The organism is Brevundimonas sp. KH_025 (assembly GCF_057839885.1).
The window spans coordinates 2,202,383-2,217,278 of the sequence record NZ_CM174501.1; the positions used below are offsets into that span (position 1 = coordinate 2,202,383).

The following is a 14,896-nucleotide window of genomic DNA, read 5'->3' on the forward strand; positions in this document are numbered from 1 at the left end:
TGAATGTCGAGTCCTTGGCGGTCCCGGCTCTGCGCCTCGCGATGCGAGGCTTGGCCGGGATGACAGCGTGAAGGTTAGGCCGCCGCGATCTGATCGACCTCGTTGGCCGAACCGAGCGCCACCGGAATCCGCTGGTGCAGCTCCGTCGGCGTCACGTCCAGAATCGCCTGGGTCCCGTCCGTCGTCGCCTTGCCGCCCGCCTGTTCGATCAGGAAGGCCATGGGGTTGCCCTCGTACATCAGGCGCAGCTTGCCCGGCTTGTTCGGCTCGCGCTTGTCCCACGGGTAGAGGAAGACGCCGCCGCGCATCAGGATGCGGTGCACGTCGGCCACCATGGCGGCGACCCAGCGCATGTTGAAATTCTTGCCGCGCGGACCGTCGGCGCCCTGCAGGCAGCCGGCGATGTAGCGCTGCACGCTCTCGGCCCAGTGGCGCTGGTTCGACATGTTGATGGCGAACTCTTTCGTGTCCGCCGGGACGGTGATCGCTCCGTGCGTCATCAGCCACTGGCCGTCGTGCGACAGGGTGAAGCCCGCCACGCCCTGGCCCGTGGTCAGAACCAGCATGGTCTGGCCGCCATAGACGGCATACAGCGCCGCGACCTGATGACGGCCGGACTGCAGGAAGTCGGCCTCGGTCGGCGTCGCCGACGGCGCCTTCAGCACCGAGACGATGGTGCCGACCGGGGCGTTGATGTCGATGTTGGACGAGCCGTCCAGCGGGTCGAACAGGACCAGGTACTCGCCCGCCGGGTTGGTCCCCGGCTGGATCGTGTCCATTTCTTCCGACGCCACGCCGGCCACGGCCGGGCAGGCCAACAGCATTTCGGTGAGGACATCGTTGGAGATGACGTCGAGCTTCTTCTGCTCTTCGTCCTGCACGTTGACGGCGCCGGACGCGCCCAGGGCCCCGACCAGGGCCCCGCCCGACACGATCTTGCGGATCTCGACGCAGGCGGCGGCGGCGGCCGTCAGGGTCTGGGTCAGGGCCTGCGGCAGATCGAGGGAGGCCAGGTGGGCGGCGAGGTCGGTGCGGGCGGTCATGGCGGCCTTCAATCCTGTCACGAGAGCAGTTCGCGCCCTCATGGCCCTTCGGATCGTTCGCGGCAAGCCCGGTCCCGCTTGACTTCGCCTCGGAGTCGGGGCCTTAGGTCGCACGCTCTCGCGGGAGAGATCGGCGGTCGTGTAGCGGCTGCCGGAGCCGAAGGCGCAACCGCCCCGGAAACGCTCAGGCAAAAGGACCGCGAAAGCGCACGGACGCTGGAAAGTCGCCCCCCTTCCCGGGATTCATGGGCGCGCCGACGGAGCAAGGCCGACCTCTTTTGCGGGGACGGTCGGAATCTCTCAGGCTTCAGGACAGCGGGGGCGCGACGACGGCGAAGCTATCGCCGCAACCCGCGACCGGAGGATGCTCGATGAGCGACCAGGCCTTGAAGACCACCCCCCTCAACGCCGCGCACCGCGCGCTGGGCGCCCGCATGGTCGGCTTCGGCGGCTATGACATGCCGGTCCAGTACGAAGGCGTTCTGGCCGAACACCGCTGGACCCGCGAACACGCCGGCCTGTTCGACGTCTCGCACATGGGCCAGGCCCGCATCACCGGCGACGACGCGATCCAGCAGTTCCAGCGCTTCGTCCCCGGCGACTATGAAATCCTCAAGGCCGGCAAGCAGAAGTATTCCCTGCTGCTCAACGCCGAAGGCGGCATCATGGACGACCTGATGGCCGGCAAGCCCGACCATGACGGCCTCTATGTCGTGGTCAACGCCGGCAACAAGGACGCCGACTTCGCCTTCCTCAACGCCAATCTGGCCGGCGACGCCAAGCTGGTCGTCCTCGACGACCGCGCCCTGCTGGCCATCCAGGGGCCGGAAGCCGCCGAGGTCATGGCCAAGCATGAGCCGGCCCTGGGCGAGATGGGCTTCATGGATTCGGCCCGTCTGATGCTGTTCGGCGTCGACTGCTTCGTCTCGCGCTCGGGCTACACCGGCGAGGACGGCTATGAGATTTCGGTGCCGAACGCCGACGCCGAGCGCGTCTGGAACCTGCTGCTGAGCGACGCCCGCGTGAAGCCGATCGGCCTGGGCGCCCGCGACTCGCTTCGTCTGGAAGCCGGCCTGCCGCTGCACGGCCACGACGTCGACGCCACGACCAGCCCGGTCGAGGCAGCCCTGACCTTCGCTCTGTCCAAGTCGCGCAAGGAAGCCGCCGACTTCAACGGCGCCGAGCGCATCCTCAAGGAACTGGCCGACAGCCCGGCGCGCGTCCGCATCGGCCTGAACGTCAAGGAAGGCGCCCCGGCCCGTGAAGGCGCCGAGATCGCCGACATGGACGGAAACGTCATCGGCGTCATCACCTCGGGCGGCCCCTCGCCGACCCTGGGCCGCAACATCGCCATGGGCTACGTCCCGCCGGCCTTCGCCGCGCTGGGAACGGACCTGAAAGTCATCGTGCGCGGCAAACCCGCCGCCGCCGAAGTCGTCGCCACTCCCTTCGTGGCCACCCGCTACTATCGCAAACCTAAAGCCTGAGAGATCAGACACATGCGCTTCACCAAAGATCACGAGTGGGTTCGCCTCGAGGGCGACGTCGCCACGGTCGGCATTTCCAAGCACGCTGCTGACGCCCTGGGCGACGTGGTGTTCGTCGAGACGCCGGAAGCCGGCAAGAGCTTCAACCAGGGCGACAGCTTCGCCGTGGTCGAAAGCGTCAAGGCCGCCTCGGACGTCTACGCCCCCGTCTCGGGCGAAGTGGTCGAGGGCAACGCCGCCCTGGCCTCGGCCCCGGAAACCGTCAACGCCGATCCCGAAGGCGAAGGCTGGTTCGCCAAGATCAAGATTTCGGACGCTTCGCAGGTCGAAGCCCTGATGGATCAGGCCGCCTACGACGCCTTCCTGAGCACGCAATAATAGAAGCCCTCCCCTCGAGGGGGAGGGTTGGGAGGGGTGGAGGCATCCCCTTTCCCATCTGAACTCCGATCGGCGCCACCCGAGTTTCTTTCGGCGACCGCCTGCCAACACCCCATCCCAACCCTTCCCCCTCGAGGGGAAGGGCTAGGAGTCAAAGATGCGCTACCTCCCCCTGACGCCCGACGACCGTGAGGCCATGCTGGCCGCCATCGGCGCCAAATCCATCGACGACCTGTTCATCGACGTGCCGCAGGCCGCGCGCCGCGACGGCTTTGTCGACCTGCCCCGCGTGGCCGGCGAGCTGGAGGTCGAACGCGCCCTCTCGGCCATGGCCGGCAAGAACGCCACGGCCGGGACCGTCCCCTTCTTCTGCGGCGCCGGCGCCTACAAGCACCACGTCCCGGCCACGGTCGATCACGTGATCCAGCGGTCGGAATTCCTGACCAGCTACACCCCCTACCAGCCGGAAATCGCCCAGGGCACGCTGCAGTACCTGTACGAGTTCCAGACCCAGGTCGCGAACCTGACCGGCATGGAAGTCGCCAACGCCTCGCTCTATGACGGTTCGACCGCCATGGCCGAGGGCGTGCTGATGGCCACCCGCGTGACCCGCCGCAACAAGGCGATCATCTCGGGCGGGGTGCATCCCCACTACGTCAAGGCGACCGAGACCGTGGTTCACGCCGTCGGCGTCGAGACCGAGGCTCTGACCGCCGCCGTTGACGCTGAAGACGCTGTCATCGCCGCCATCGACAAGGACACGGCCTGCGTCGTCGTCCAGACCCCCAACGTCTTCGGCACCGCCACCGACGTGACCAAGATCGCCGAGGCCGCTCACGCCGCCGGCGCCCTGCTGATCGTCGTCGTGACGGAAGCCGTGTCGATGGGCCTGCTGAAGTCGCCCGGCGAAATGGGCGCCGACATCGTCGCGGCCGAAGGCCAGTCGATCGGCAACGCCCTGAACTTCGGCGGTCCCTACATCGGCCTGTTCGCCACCCGCGAGAAGCTGCTGCGCCAGACGCCCGGCCGCTACTGCGGTGAAACCGTCGACGCCGACGGCCGTCGCGGCTTCGTCCTGACCCTGTCGACGCGCGAGCAGCACATCCGCCGCGACAAGGCCACGTCGAACATCTGCACCAACTCGGGCCTCTGCTGCCTGGCCTTCACCATCCACATGAGCCTGCTGGGCGAGACGGGCCTGCGCCAGATGGCCCTGCTCAACCACGAGAAGGCCCTGGCCACGCGCGACGCCCTCGCCGCCATTCCCGGCGTCGAGATCCTGACCCCGCGCTTCTTCAACGAGTTCGCGGTCAAGCTGCCCAAGAACGCCGCTGAGGTGGTCCAGACCCTGGCCGACCATCACATCCTGGCCGGCGTGCCCTACAGCCGTCTGGCCCCGGAAGCGGGTCTGGATGATGTGCTGCTGGTCGCCGCGACCGAGACCACGCTGGACGCCGACATCAAGATCCTGGCGGCTTCGCTCGCCAAGGTCCTGGCGGCCTGAGGGGAGATAGAACCATGAGCACGATGAACACTGTCGGCCGCCCGACCACCCCGAACGCCCTGCCGGACAACGACTACAAGCACCCGACCTTGACGGGCGCGCGCGGCCTGCTGCAGGACGAGCACCTGATCTTCGAAGGCGAAGGCTGGGGCAAGACCGGCGTCGACCTGCCCAAGCCCGCCACGGACGGTTCGGACCTGGGCGACCTGGTTCGCAAGGACCCCATTGGTCTTCCTGGCCTGTCGGAGCCGGAGGCCATGCGCCACTATGTGCGCCTGAGCCAGAAGAACCACGCCATCGACCTGGCCATCTATCCGCTGGGTTCGTGCACGATGAAGCACAACCCGCGCCTGAACGAGAAGATGGCGCGCCTGCCGGGCTTCTCGGACATCCACCCGCTGCAGCCGCAATCGACGGTCCAGGGCGCGCTGGAACTGATGGACCAACTGGCCCACTGGCTGAAGACACTGACGGGCATGCCCGCGGTGGCCCTGTCGCCCAAGGCCGGCGCGCACGGCGAACTGTGCGGCCTGATGGCCATTCGCGCCGCCCACGAAGCCAAGGGCGAGCATGAGCAGCGCCGCAAGGTGCTGGTCCCGACCTCGGCCCACGGCACCAACCCCGCCACCGCCGCCTTCGTCGGCTATTCGGTGGTCGAGGTCGCCCAGACCGACGACGGCCGCGTGGACGTGGCCGATCTGGCCGCCAAGCTGGGTCCGGACGTGGCGGCCATCATGGTCACCAACCCGAACACCTGCGGCCTGTTCGAGCGCGACATCCTGGAGATCAGCCGCCTGACCCACGAAGCGGGCGCCTACTTCTACTGCGACGGCGCCAACTTCAACGCCATCGTCGGCCGGGTGCGCCCGGGCGACCTGGGCGTCGACGCCATGCACATCAACCTGCACAAGACCTTCTCGACGCCCCACGGCGGCGGCGGTCCCGGCGCGGGTCCGGTGGTCTTGTCGGAAGCCCTGGCCCCCTTCGCCCCGGCCCCGTGGGTCGTGGCGGGCGCGGACGGCTACAAGCTGGTCGAGCGCGAGGAAGACGAGGCGGCGCAGGCCTTCGGCCGCCTGTGCGCCTTCCAGGGCCAGATGGGCATGTATGTCCGCGCCCTGTCCTACATGATGAGCCACGGCTCGGACGGCCTGCGTCAGGTGGCCGAGGACGCCGTCCTCAACGCCAACTACATCAAGGCCCGCCTCGAGGACCTGATGAGCCCGGCCTTCCCCGAGGGACCGTGCATGCACGAAGCCCTGTTCGACGACGAATGGCTGAAGGGCACGGACATCACCACGCTCGACTTCGCCAAGGCGATGATCGACGAGGGCTTCCACCCGATGACCATGTACTTCCCCCTGGTCGTCCACGGGGCCATGCTGATCGAGCCGACCGAGACGGAATCGAAGCAGGAGCTGGATCGCTTCATCCACGCCATGCGTCTGCTGGCCGAGGCCGCCAAGGCGGGCGACGTCGAACGCTTCAAGGGCGCCCCCTTCCATGCGCCCCTGCGGCGCCTGGACGAGACCCGCGCCGCGCGCGCGCCGCGTCTGCGCTGGACCGCCCCGGAAGGCTCCAACATCGCCGCCGAATAAGCGTCCGATCGCGGTCTGAAGTGAAGCGCCGTGTCCTTCGGGACACGGCGTTTTGCTTTTCAGGCCCCTCTTACGAAAGCTTCACCCCCACGCCACGGTTCGGCCTTGTCGCCCGTGTCTAGGATAGGCTGACAGCCCCTCCCAAGGCGGTCGCCTCCTCCTCCCTCGTCCGTGACGCTCGTGACCCTGGCCCTGATTCCCTTCCGCGCCGACAGCCGGCCTCGCCAGAGGCCCGGACTGCTGCGTCGTGCGCAGCGGCTGGGGATGATGGCGCTGGGCTTCCTGATCATCGGCCTGGGCATCCTGATCGCCCCCCTGCCCGGCCCCGGCGGCGTGCCGGTCATCGCGGTCGGCCTGGTCCTGCTGCTACGCAACTCCTGGTGGGCCAAGCGGCAGTTCATCCGCGCCCAGCATGCCCGACCCAAGTGGGTCTATCCCTTCCGCCGCCTGATGCGCCGCAAGCCCGAGATCGCGCCGGTCTTCTGGCAGCAGGCTCTGCGCGCCGAAAAGGTGGTGCTGCGTCGCCGCCCCTCGCGGCTGCTGATCCGGGCGCGCAAGCGGACCCGTCGCGCCGTCCGCAGGCTGTTCCGCTAACAGCCACGCTTCACCGCACACGGTAACGTGAACTCAACCGCCGCGCGGCCCGTCGCGATCGGCGTATGCTTCCTCTCGCGTAATCAGAAGCCGATAGCGTTGGGAGGCGCTGTTCAAATGATGTCACGCGTACAAAAGGGAATCCTCGCCGGCTTCTCGGCCACCGTTGCGGTTTCCATCCTTGAGGCCGGCAATATGCTGCTGGGCCGGATGTTCGATCCCTTCCCGGGCATTGTGGCCAGGATGTTCGGCCTGTCGGGCAATCTGGCCGCCGGCTGGGCCATTCACTTCGTGATCGGTTCGCTGGTGCTGGGTCCGCTGTTTGCTCTTCTCTACGCCCGACTGCCGACCAAGACGCCCGAAACCAAGGGCATCCTGTTCGCCGTTGCTTCCTGGGTGGGCATGATGCTGATCATCACCATGATGGGCGATCCGCGCACCTTCACGGGCAGCGCGGGCTTCGGCACCTTCGCCTGGATGCTGATCACCCACATGGTCTTCGGCGGCGTGCTGGGCAATGTCTATGCCCGGCTGGTGGCGCGCGAGAAACGCGCCGGCTTCATCCACGGCGCGCCCGCTCACTGATCGCGGGCCTCGCCAAAACGCAAAAGGCCCCGCCGTCGCCGGCGGGGCCTGATGTGCTTGTCGCCACGACGGCGATCAGTTCAGCTTGGCGCCGATCTGGCTGATGGCGGCGTCGATCAGCGGGTCCGACTTGGCGCCGGCCAGACGGGCGGCCAGGATGTCCTGAGCGGCCTTGGCGGCCAGGTCGGCGGCGGCGGCCTTGACCTCGGTCGTGGCCTGGGCCTCGGCCTGGGCGATGCGGCGCTCGGCCAGGGCCTGACGACGGGCCAGACCTTCTTCGATGCGAACCTTGGCTTCGGCTTCCAGACGCTTGGCGTCGGCTTCGGCGGCGGCCAGCATCTCGGCGGCTTGCGCCTCGGCCTCGGCCTTTTCCTGACGGATCTGGGCCAGCATGGCTTCGGCTTCAGCGCGCAGGCGGGCGGCTTCGTCCAGTTCCGACTGGATCTTGGCGGCCTTGCCGTCCAGGGCCTTGGCGGCCATGCGCGGCGCGCCGGCCATCACGGCGATGGCGACGAAGATGATCAGGCCGACCAGAACCCACAGTTCGGCGCTGGTCTTGAGGTCCCAGAAGTGGGGATCGAGGAACATGTTCATCAGGCGGCTCCCTTGACGGCCGCGTCGGCCTCGGCGGCCGTCGGGGCCTTGCCGGTCAGACGCTCGACGATCGCGCGGGTGGTGTCCGAGGCGATGGTCGAGGCATGGGCCATGGCGCCGTCGCGGGTGGCGGCGATGGCCTTCTCGGCGTCGGCGACGCGGGCGGCGACGGCGGCTTCGTCCTGGGCCTGACGGGCCTGGATCTCGGCGGCGACGCGCGCCTTGGCGGCGACGGCGGTGGCGCGGGCGTCGGCGCGGGCCTTGTCGACCTCGGCGCGGGCGGCTTCGGCCTGGGCGGCGGCTTCGGTCTGAACCGAACGCGCCGTGGCCACGGCCGCGGAAATGGTTTCGGCCCGTTCGTCGATCACGCGGCGCAGACGCGGCGCGAAGACCTTGGCGATGAGCGCATACAGAATGACGAACAGGATCAGCAGGTAGACGACCTGCCCGGCCCAGTGCTGGAACTCGAACTGCGGCAGTCCGCCGGCGTCATGCTCGGCGGCGGCGGCAGCCGCGTTGGCGGGCACGTGCCCGGTTTCGGCCGCGTATTCGACGGCCTGTTCCACCGGCAAGACCGGGGGCGGAGCTGAGGGAGTTGCAGCCATGATTATCCGTCGTGAAAGCAGATGCGGCGGCGCAGCCGGTCAGGCGCGCCGCCGCTGATCAGCGGGTTCGGGTTTAGCCGAGCCAGATCAGGATGCCGAGCACGAAGGCCAGGATGCCCAGGGCTTCGGCGAGGGCGGCGCCCACGAACAGGTTGCCGACTTGCGACGCGGCGGCAGCCGGGTTGCGCAGGGCGCCGGCCAGGAATTGGCCGAAGATGTTGCCGACGGCCAGGGCCGAACCGACCATGCCGATGGTGGCGATACCGGCGCCGATGAACTTGGCGGCTTCAGCGTCCATGATGATATTCCTAATTCTTGGAGCGTTAGAGGGTGGGGTTAGTGCTGGTCCGCAGCCTTAATGGCCATGGCCCAGGTTGACCACATCATTGAGATAGATGCAGGCCAGAACGGCGAAAACGAAAGCCTGAAGGAAGGCCACGAGGAACTCGAGCGCGGTCAGGGCGATCACCATGCCCAGCGACAGCGCCGCCACCGGCAGGGCGAACAGGCCCGTGCCGCCTGCCAGCGCCACGCCCACCAGGGAGACGATGAAGCCGGCGAAGATCTTCAGCGCCACGTGACCGCCCAGCATGTTGCCGAACAGACGAAGCGCCAGGGTGACGGGACGCAGCAGGAAGGAGAAGAACTCGATCAGGCCGACGACGGGACGCAGGGCCAACGGCGCGCTGGTCGGCCAGAACAGGCCGAAGAAGCCCAGGCCGTTCTTGGCGATGCCGATGATGACCACCAGGGCGAAGGTCAGGACGCCGAAGGTGGCGGTGACGGCCAGCTGCGAGGTGGCGGTGAAGGTCAGGAACATCCCCAGAATGTTCATCATCAGGATGAGCAGGAACAGGGTGAAGACGAACGGGAAATACTTGCGGCCGTCGTGGCCGATGATCGACTGGGCGAGGTTGTCGATCATGCCGAACAGGGTTTCGCCCGCCGCCTGCATGCGGCCCGGCACCACCTGGGCGCGCGAGGTCGCCAGCGTCAGGAAGATCACCACCAGGCCAAAGGCCAGGGTCATCGCCAGGTGCGAGTTGGTGAAGGCCAGGCTGACCTTGCCGACAAGCGGAAGGGTGACCTCGCCGAAGTCGAGGCCCGGCATCGGCGCGATCTGGAACTGGTGAATCGGATCGGCCACGGGCCTTTCGCTCCTTAGTCTTTTTCGTCTTCGCCGGCTTCGACGTAGGGCACGGCTTCCGCCTTGACACCTGCCGCCATCGCCTGCGCCATCAGCCGGTTGGCTGTCCGGCGCGCCATGTAGATCGCCAGGGCGAAGCCCAGAAGGACTCCGACCAACAGGCCCCAGGGGGTCGTGCCGAACAAACGGTCGACGCCGAACCCGAGGCCCAGACCAACGAAAACACCGCCGAGCAGCTCGGCGATGATCTTGTAGGCCTGTCCCGTCACCGCGTGCGCAGCGAACTCGGCCGATTGCTCGACCTTGGTCCGGCCTTCCAGCGCGGATGCGCTTTCGTTGAGGCGTTTGATCGCCTCTTCGCGCGATTCCTTCGTCGGGGACATGGGCCTGTTCGCTCAGCGTCCGACACAGGGCCGGAACGGGTCTGAATTCGGCGCGGAACCTATAGCCGAGGGGGCCTCAGGTCAAGGCGCGCCAATCTTTACTTAAGCCTTTGTTTTTCAGCGCCTTACGGCCAACCAAAAAACAGGCGTGGCGATGCGTCGCTGCTCGGGGGCCGAGTCTCAGTCCTCGCTGACGAAATCCTGGGCGAATTCGGGCGCGCCGTCGTCCAGGTTGGTCAGCAGGTCCTCGCCCTCCGAGTCGCCGCTACGGGTCGGATCGGGCACCTCGAAGCCGACCGGAATCGACAGATCCAGCAGGCCCGCGGCCTTCATCTCCTGCACGCCCGGCAGGTCGTAGAGGCTGGCCAGGCTGAAATGCTCGAGGAAGCGGTCGGCCGTGGCGTAGGTGACGGGCCGCCCCGGCGTGCGCCGACGCCCGCGCAGCCGCACGAAGTCCATCTCCAGCAGCAGGTCCAGCGTCCCCTTGGACAGGGAGACGCCGCGCACGCTCTCGATCTCGGCGCGGGTGCAGGGCTGGTGATAGGCGATGATGGCCAGGGTCTCCAGCGCGGCCTTGGACAGGCGGCGCGGCTCCTCGCGCTCCTCGGTCATCAGGAAGCCGAGGTCGGCGGCGGTGCGGAACCGCCAGCGGTCGGCCACGCATTCCAGCTCGACGCCCCGCCCCTGATAGCGCTGGCGCAAGGAAGCGATGGCCCGGCCCGCGTCGGCGCCCTCGGGCAGACGGCGCGCGATCTCGACCGCCGACAGGGGGGCGGCGGCGGCGAACAGCAGGGCCTCGACCCGGCGCTCGATCTCGGTTTCGTCGGGTTTGAAGCTGAGGTCAGACATCAGCGCACCCGATCCCGCTCATCCCGGCGAAGGCCGGGATCCAGATTGTAGGGCGCAAGGGCTTGCAGGACGGATCTGCGAAAGACAGGCACGAGCTGTTCTTGCATCTGGATCCCGGCCTTCGCCGGGATGAGCGAATGGTGGGGGCTCACGGCGTCAGCTCCAGCGGTTGGCCCAGGCCCCGGCGTTTGAGGAAGAGGTCGGCGAAGGCCTCGGCCTGGCGCACGTCCATCTCGCCCTCCTTCACCAGCTCCAGACTGGCCGACAGGGTCGAGGCAGTATAGCTGGCCTGGCTCGGCCCCTCGCCTTCCGCTTCACGCGAGGGCGCGATCTGTTCCAGCGGCGTCCAGTCGGCCAGACGCGGCATCAGGCCGCGCAGCCAGTCGCGCGCCGCCTCCAGCTGGAAGGCCTCGACCCGCTGGCCGGGGGCGTAGCGGCGCCGTTCCTCGCGCCGACGCTGGGCGACATAGGCGGCCATCAGCTCATAGAGGCTGGCGTCGACGCGGTCGGACGGGATGATGACCGCGGCCTCCGGGTCGCCACGCGTGAAGACGTCGCGCTTCAACTGCGGGCGGCTGGTGATGGCCTCGACCGAGCGGCGCATGGCCTCCAGCTTCTGCAGGCGAAACGCGAGCGCGGCGGCCATTTCCTCCGCCGGCGGCTCCTCGGCCTTGCCCTTTTCGGTGCGCGGCAACAGCAGGCGGGACTTCAGATAGGCCAGCCAGGACGCCATCACGAGGTAGTCGGCGGCCATGGCGAAGTTGCGCCGACGCGCCTCGTGAACGAAGGCCAGATACTGTTCCGCCAGCTTGGTGATGGACAGCTTCAGCAGGTCCACCTTCTGTGTGCGCGCCAGCGCCAGCAGGACGTGCAGCGGCCCTTCATAGCCCTCCAGATCGACGACGAAGGCCTCTGCGGCGTCAGCGTCGTCAACGGCGGCGAAGTCCAGATTGGGCTGGAACGCCTGATCCATTGTTAGGCCTGCGCCTCGCCGACATCGGGCCCTTTAGCGGCTTCGAAGCGCCCGCTCAGAGCCGCCTCCAGCCGGGCGCGGGCCTCGGCGACGTCCAACGGCTCGGCGGTGTGGACGATGCGGGCCAGCGCGGCCTCGGCGCGGCGTTTGGCCTCGCCCTTCAGCTTGCCGGTCCCCTCGGCCACCTGACGCATTTCGCCGAGATCGCCGTTGCAGTGCAGGATGACGTCGCAGCCCGCCTTCAACGACTGTTCGGCGCGCTCGGTCAGGGTGCCGGACAGGGCCTTCATCGACAGGTCGTCGGACATGATCAGGCCCGAGAACCCCAGATGCTCGCGCATCAGGCGGATGCCCTTCTTCGACGTCGTGGCCGGGCGCTTGGCGTCGACGGCGGTGAAGACGACGTGGGCCGTCATGGCCATCGGCATATCCGACAGGGCCTTGAACGGGGCGAAGTCCCAGCCGTCCAGCGTGGCCAGATCGGTCTCGACCACCGGCAGGTCGTGATGGCTGTCAGAGAAGGCGCGGCCGTGGCCGGGAATGTGCTTGATGATGGGCAGGACGCCGCCCGCCAGCAGGCCTTCCGCCGCCGCCCGGCCCAGCTGGGTCACGGTGGCGGGGTCCTGAGCATAGGCGCGGTCGCCGATGATGTCGTGAGCGCCCGGCACCGGCACGTCCAGCACCGGCACGCAGTCGACGGTGATGCCCAGCTCGCGCAGATCGTGGGCGATCAGCCGCGCCCCCAGCCGCACCAGTTCGCGCGCCGCCGCCGGATCGTTCGTCGCCTTCAGGTAGGCCGAGCCGGGCGGATACTTGGGCCAGTGCGGCGGGCCGAGGCGCTGCACCCGGCCGCCCTCCTGGTCGATCAGGACGGGGGCGTCGGCGCGGCCGATGCTGTCGCGCAGGTCCTCGACCAGAGCCTTGACCTGAGCGGGCGTGTCCACGTTGCGGCGGAACAGGATGAAGCCCCAGGGGCGGACTTCGGCGAAGAAGGCGCGCTCCTCCGCCGTCAGCTTATGGCCGGAACAGCCGTAGATGGCGGCGGAGGTCATGCGTCTTCTTTCCTGCTCGTCTTAGCGGACGATGCAGTCGCGGCCGGCGGCCTTCAGCGCGTTGCAGAAGGCGACGGCGCGGTCGCGGCTCATGCCGCCGAAGGTGGTGCGATAGACGGTCGAGCCGTTGGCGGCGGTGACTTCCTGCACCCGCTTTTCGGCGCCCGAGGCGAACGAGCCGAAGCGCGCGGCGACGGCGGCGTATTCACGGTCGGCGATGGCGGTCGAGGAGAAGGCGCCGATCTGCACGCCCGAGGAACCGCCAGCGGCGGCGGGAGCCGCCGGCGCTGGCGCGGTCGGAGCCTTGACGGCCGGCGCCGGGGTCACGGGCTTGGCCTTGGGAGCAGCAGGCGCAACGACGGCCGGGGCGGCAGGCGGCAGAGCCGTCGGCGCGGCGGGCAGCGGCTGGGGCGCCGGGCGCGGCTCGACCGCTTCCGGGCCGGGGGTGAAGGTGGGGGCGGCGCCGGTCGCCTCGCCGCCGTCGCGATAGACGCGCACGCCGGCTTCCGGGTCGATCGGCTGGGCGTCCAGCGGCGCCTCGACCTTCATGCTCTCGACCGGCGTGCCCACGGCGGGCGGGGCGTCGGTCGAGGAGCGCACGCCCGAGCGATAGAAGACCACCACGGCCACGATCAGCAGCAGCAGGACGACGGCGCTGATGATCAGGGTGATCGGCGGCGACTTGGCGGCAGGGGCGCGACGAGGATCATAGCTGCGACGCTCGAACGGCAGGTCGTCGTCGGTGGGCGGCGTATAGGCCCCCCGCTCGCGGCCGGCGTTGGGGTTGCCTCGGTGATCGTCGTCGTAGGACATGGGTCGCGCTTTCTGGATCGGCCCCGCGCGAATCGGCGCCGGGAAACATCAGTCTAGCCCGCCCGTGGCCGCTTTCGAATCACAGATCAAGCGCCAGGTCGAGACTGAACAGCTTGCCGTGGACTTCGATGGCGTAGCGGTCGGTCATGCCGGCGATATAGTCGCACACCGCCCGCGCCCGCTTGACCGGATCGTCCGACAGGGCCGGGGCTGACCATTCGGGCGGCATGACCTCGGGCTCGGCCATGAACAGGTGGAACAGCTGCGCCAGGACGCGGCGCGCCTGACTGCGGGTACGGTTGACCCGATAGTGGCGATACATCCGCTCGAACAAGAAGCGACGCAGCACGGCCAGGTCGGCCATCATGCCCGGCGAGAACTGCACCATCATCTGCGGCGCGCGACGCACGTCCTCGACGGTGACGATGCGGTGCTCGGCCAGCCGCCGCTCGGTCTCGGCCAGAACGTCGTCGACCATGATGCCGATCATGCGGCGCACGGCCTCCAGACGCACCATGCGGTCGTCCAGCGCCGGCCAGTCGCGGCGCACCCCGGCCAGACACGGCCCGATCAGCGGCACGTCGGCCAGATCGGCCAGGGTGAACAGGCCCGCCTGCACCCCGTCGTCCACGTCGTGGTTGTTATAGGCGATGTCGTCGGCGATGGCCGCGCACTGGGCCTCCAGCGAGGCGAAGGTGTCGAGCCTCAGGTCCCAGTTCGCCGCCCCGCCCGGCGCATAAGCCGCCACCGTTTTCCACGCCGGCTCGTCCAGGTGATGCATCACCGGCCCGTTGTGCTTGATGACGCCCTCGACCGTCTCCCAGCTCAGGTTCAGGCCGAGAAATTTCGGATAGCGGACTTCCAGCTCGGTGATGACGCGGAAGCTCTGGACGTTGTGATCAAAGCCGCCGTAGTCGGCCATCTGAGCCTGCAACTCGTCCTCGCCCGCATGAGCAAAGGGCGGATGGCCCAGGTCGTGGGCCAGGGCGATGGTCTCGGCCAGATCGTCATCCAGCCGCAGGGCGTGGGCCAGCGACCGGGCGATCTGGGCCACCTCCAGACTGTGGGTCAGGCGGGTGCGGTAGTGGTCGCCCTCGTGCGCGACGAAGACCTGGGTCTTCTCCTTCAGGCGGCGGAAGGCCGTGGCATGAATGATGCGGTCGCGGTCGCGGGCGAAGGGGGTGCGGGTGCGGCTGGCGGGCTCGAAAACGTGGCGGCCGCGGCTGGCGGCGGGGTCTTCGGCGAAGGACGCGCGGGTCTGGCTCAAGGCGGACAGCACTTCTATTGCAGCACA

At 68.5% G+C, this 14,896-nt stretch carries 17 protein-coding genes and 1 riboswitch; of the genes, 6 read left to right on the top strand and 11 right to left on the bottom strand.

Features of this window, described 5'->3' with window-relative positions; genetic code table 11:
- Nucleotides 1–74: 74 nt before the first annotated feature.
- On the bottom strand, nucleotides 75–1,043 hold the full coding sequence (locus AC3IS2_RS10880) for a class 1 fructose-bisphosphatase (RefSeq protein WP_489197781.1): 969 nt from the start codon (nucleotides 1,041–1,043) through the stop codon (nucleotides 75–77).
- 111 nt (nucleotides 1,044–1,154) lie between these two features.
- Nucleotides 1,155–1,253: riboswitch (glycine riboswitch) on the top strand.
- A gap of 161 nt (nucleotides 1,254–1,414) precedes the next feature.
- Here AC3IS2_RS10880 and gcvT point away from each other — a divergent pair.
- From gcvT to AC3IS2_RS10910, 6 genes are all read left to right on the top strand, one after another.
- Entirely contained in the window at nucleotides 1,415–2,530 is a 1,116-nt protein-coding gene (gcvT, locus tag AC3IS2_RS10885) for a glycine cleavage system aminomethyltransferase GcvT (protein ID WP_489197782.1), read from the top strand.
- A gap of 12 nt (nucleotides 2,531–2,542) precedes the next feature.
- The gene (gene gcvH, locus AC3IS2_RS10890) at nucleotides 2,543–2,908 is read left to right on the top strand and encodes a glycine cleavage system protein GcvH (RefSeq protein WP_489197783.1); all 366 of its coding nucleotides are present in this window, start codon (nucleotides 2,543–2,545) and stop codon (nucleotides 2,906–2,908) included.
- A gap of 157 nt (nucleotides 2,909–3,065) precedes the next feature.
- Nucleotides 3,066–4,412 carry an aminomethyl-transferring glycine dehydrogenase subunit GcvPA gene (gene gcvPA / locus AC3IS2_RS10895; RefSeq protein ID WP_489197784.1) on the top strand — a complete coding sequence of 449 codons (1,347 nt, stop codon included), beginning with the start codon at nucleotides 3,066–3,068 and terminating at the stop codon, nucleotides 4,410–4,412.
- A 14-nt stretch (nucleotides 4,413–4,426) separates the two neighbouring features.
- Nucleotides 4,427–6,007 carry an aminomethyl-transferring glycine dehydrogenase subunit GcvPB gene (gene gcvPB / locus AC3IS2_RS10900; protein WP_489197785.1) on the top strand — a complete coding sequence of 527 codons (1,581 nt, stop codon included), beginning with the start codon at nucleotides 4,427–4,429 and terminating at the stop codon, nucleotides 6,005–6,007.
- 180 nt (nucleotides 6,008–6,187) lie between these two features.
- A complete protein-coding gene (locus tag AC3IS2_RS10905; protein WP_489197786.1) occupies nucleotides 6,188–6,601 on the top strand; it encodes a hypothetical protein in 414 nt (137 codons plus the stop codon).
- Between the two features lie 117 nt (nucleotides 6,602–6,718).
- A complete protein-coding gene (locus AC3IS2_RS10910; RefSeq protein WP_489197787.1) occupies nucleotides 6,719–7,186 on the top strand; it encodes a DUF6789 family protein in 468 nt (155 codons plus the stop codon).
- 75 nt (nucleotides 7,187–7,261) lie between these two features.
- Here AC3IS2_RS10910 and AC3IS2_RS10915 read toward each other — a convergent pair whose 3' ends face one another.
- From AC3IS2_RS10915 to AC3IS2_RS10960, 10 genes are all read right to left on the bottom strand, one after another.
- Entirely contained in the window at nucleotides 7,262–7,780 is a 519-nt protein-coding gene (locus tag AC3IS2_RS10915; RefSeq protein ID WP_489197789.1) for a F0F1 ATP synthase subunit B, read from the bottom strand.
- Nucleotides 7,780–8,385 (bottom strand): F0F1 ATP synthase subunit B family protein, encoded by a 606-nt coding sequence (locus tag AC3IS2_RS10920; protein WP_489197791.1) that lies wholly within the window; start codon nucleotides 8,383–8,385, stop codon nucleotides 7,780–7,782. Before AC3IS2_RS10920 ends, AC3IS2_RS10915 begins: the two co-directional genes overlap by 1 nt.
- A 73-nt stretch (nucleotides 8,386–8,458) precedes the next feature.
- Complete coding sequence (locus AC3IS2_RS10925; RefSeq protein ID WP_087140839.1) at nucleotides 8,459–8,683, bottom strand: F0F1 ATP synthase subunit C; 225 nt, start codon at nucleotides 8,681–8,683, stop codon at nucleotides 8,459–8,461.
- A gap of 57 nt (nucleotides 8,684–8,740) precedes the next feature.
- The gene (locus AC3IS2_RS10930) at nucleotides 8,741–9,532 is read right to left on the bottom strand and encodes a F0F1 ATP synthase subunit A (protein WP_489197792.1); all 792 of its coding nucleotides are present in this window, start codon (nucleotides 9,530–9,532) and stop codon (nucleotides 8,741–8,743) included.
- A 14-nt stretch (nucleotides 9,533–9,546) separates the two neighbouring features.
- The gene (locus AC3IS2_RS10935) at nucleotides 9,547–9,915 is read right to left on the bottom strand and encodes an AtpZ/AtpI family protein (protein WP_489197793.1); all 369 of its coding nucleotides are present in this window, start codon (nucleotides 9,913–9,915) and stop codon (nucleotides 9,547–9,549) included.
- Nucleotides 9,916–10,095: 180 nt separating this feature from the next.
- Nucleotides 10,096–10,764 carry an SMC-Scp complex subunit ScpB gene (gene scpB, locus AC3IS2_RS10940; RefSeq protein WP_489197795.1) on the bottom strand — a complete coding sequence of 223 codons (669 nt, stop codon included), beginning with the start codon at nucleotides 10,762–10,764 and terminating at the stop codon, nucleotides 10,096–10,098.
- A gap of 148 nt (nucleotides 10,765–10,912) precedes the next feature.
- Nucleotides 10,913–11,737, bottom strand: a complete 825-nt coding sequence (locus tag AC3IS2_RS10945) for a segregation and condensation protein A (protein ID WP_489197796.1) — start codon at nucleotides 11,735–11,737, stop codon at nucleotides 10,913–10,915.
- A 2-nt stretch (nucleotides 11,738–11,739) separates the two neighbouring features.
- Nucleotides 11,740–12,789: a beta-N-acetylhexosaminidase gene (gene nagZ, locus AC3IS2_RS10950; RefSeq protein ID WP_489197797.1), complete on the bottom strand. Its 1,050-nt coding sequence runs from the start codon at nucleotides 12,787–12,789 to the stop codon at nucleotides 11,740–11,742.
- A gap of 21 nt (nucleotides 12,790–12,810) precedes the next feature.
- Nucleotides 12,811–13,602, bottom strand: coding sequence for an SPOR domain-containing protein (locus tag AC3IS2_RS10955; RefSeq protein WP_489197798.1), 792 nt, complete (start codon nucleotides 13,600–13,602; stop codon nucleotides 12,811–12,813).
- Nucleotides 13,603–13,681: 79 nt separating this feature from the next.
- The gene (locus AC3IS2_RS10960) at nucleotides 13,682–14,869 is read right to left on the bottom strand and encodes a deoxyguanosinetriphosphate triphosphohydrolase (RefSeq protein ID WP_489197799.1); all 1,188 of its coding nucleotides are present in this window, start codon (nucleotides 14,867–14,869) and stop codon (nucleotides 13,682–13,684) included.
- Nucleotides 14,870–14,896 lie beyond the last annotated feature (27 nt).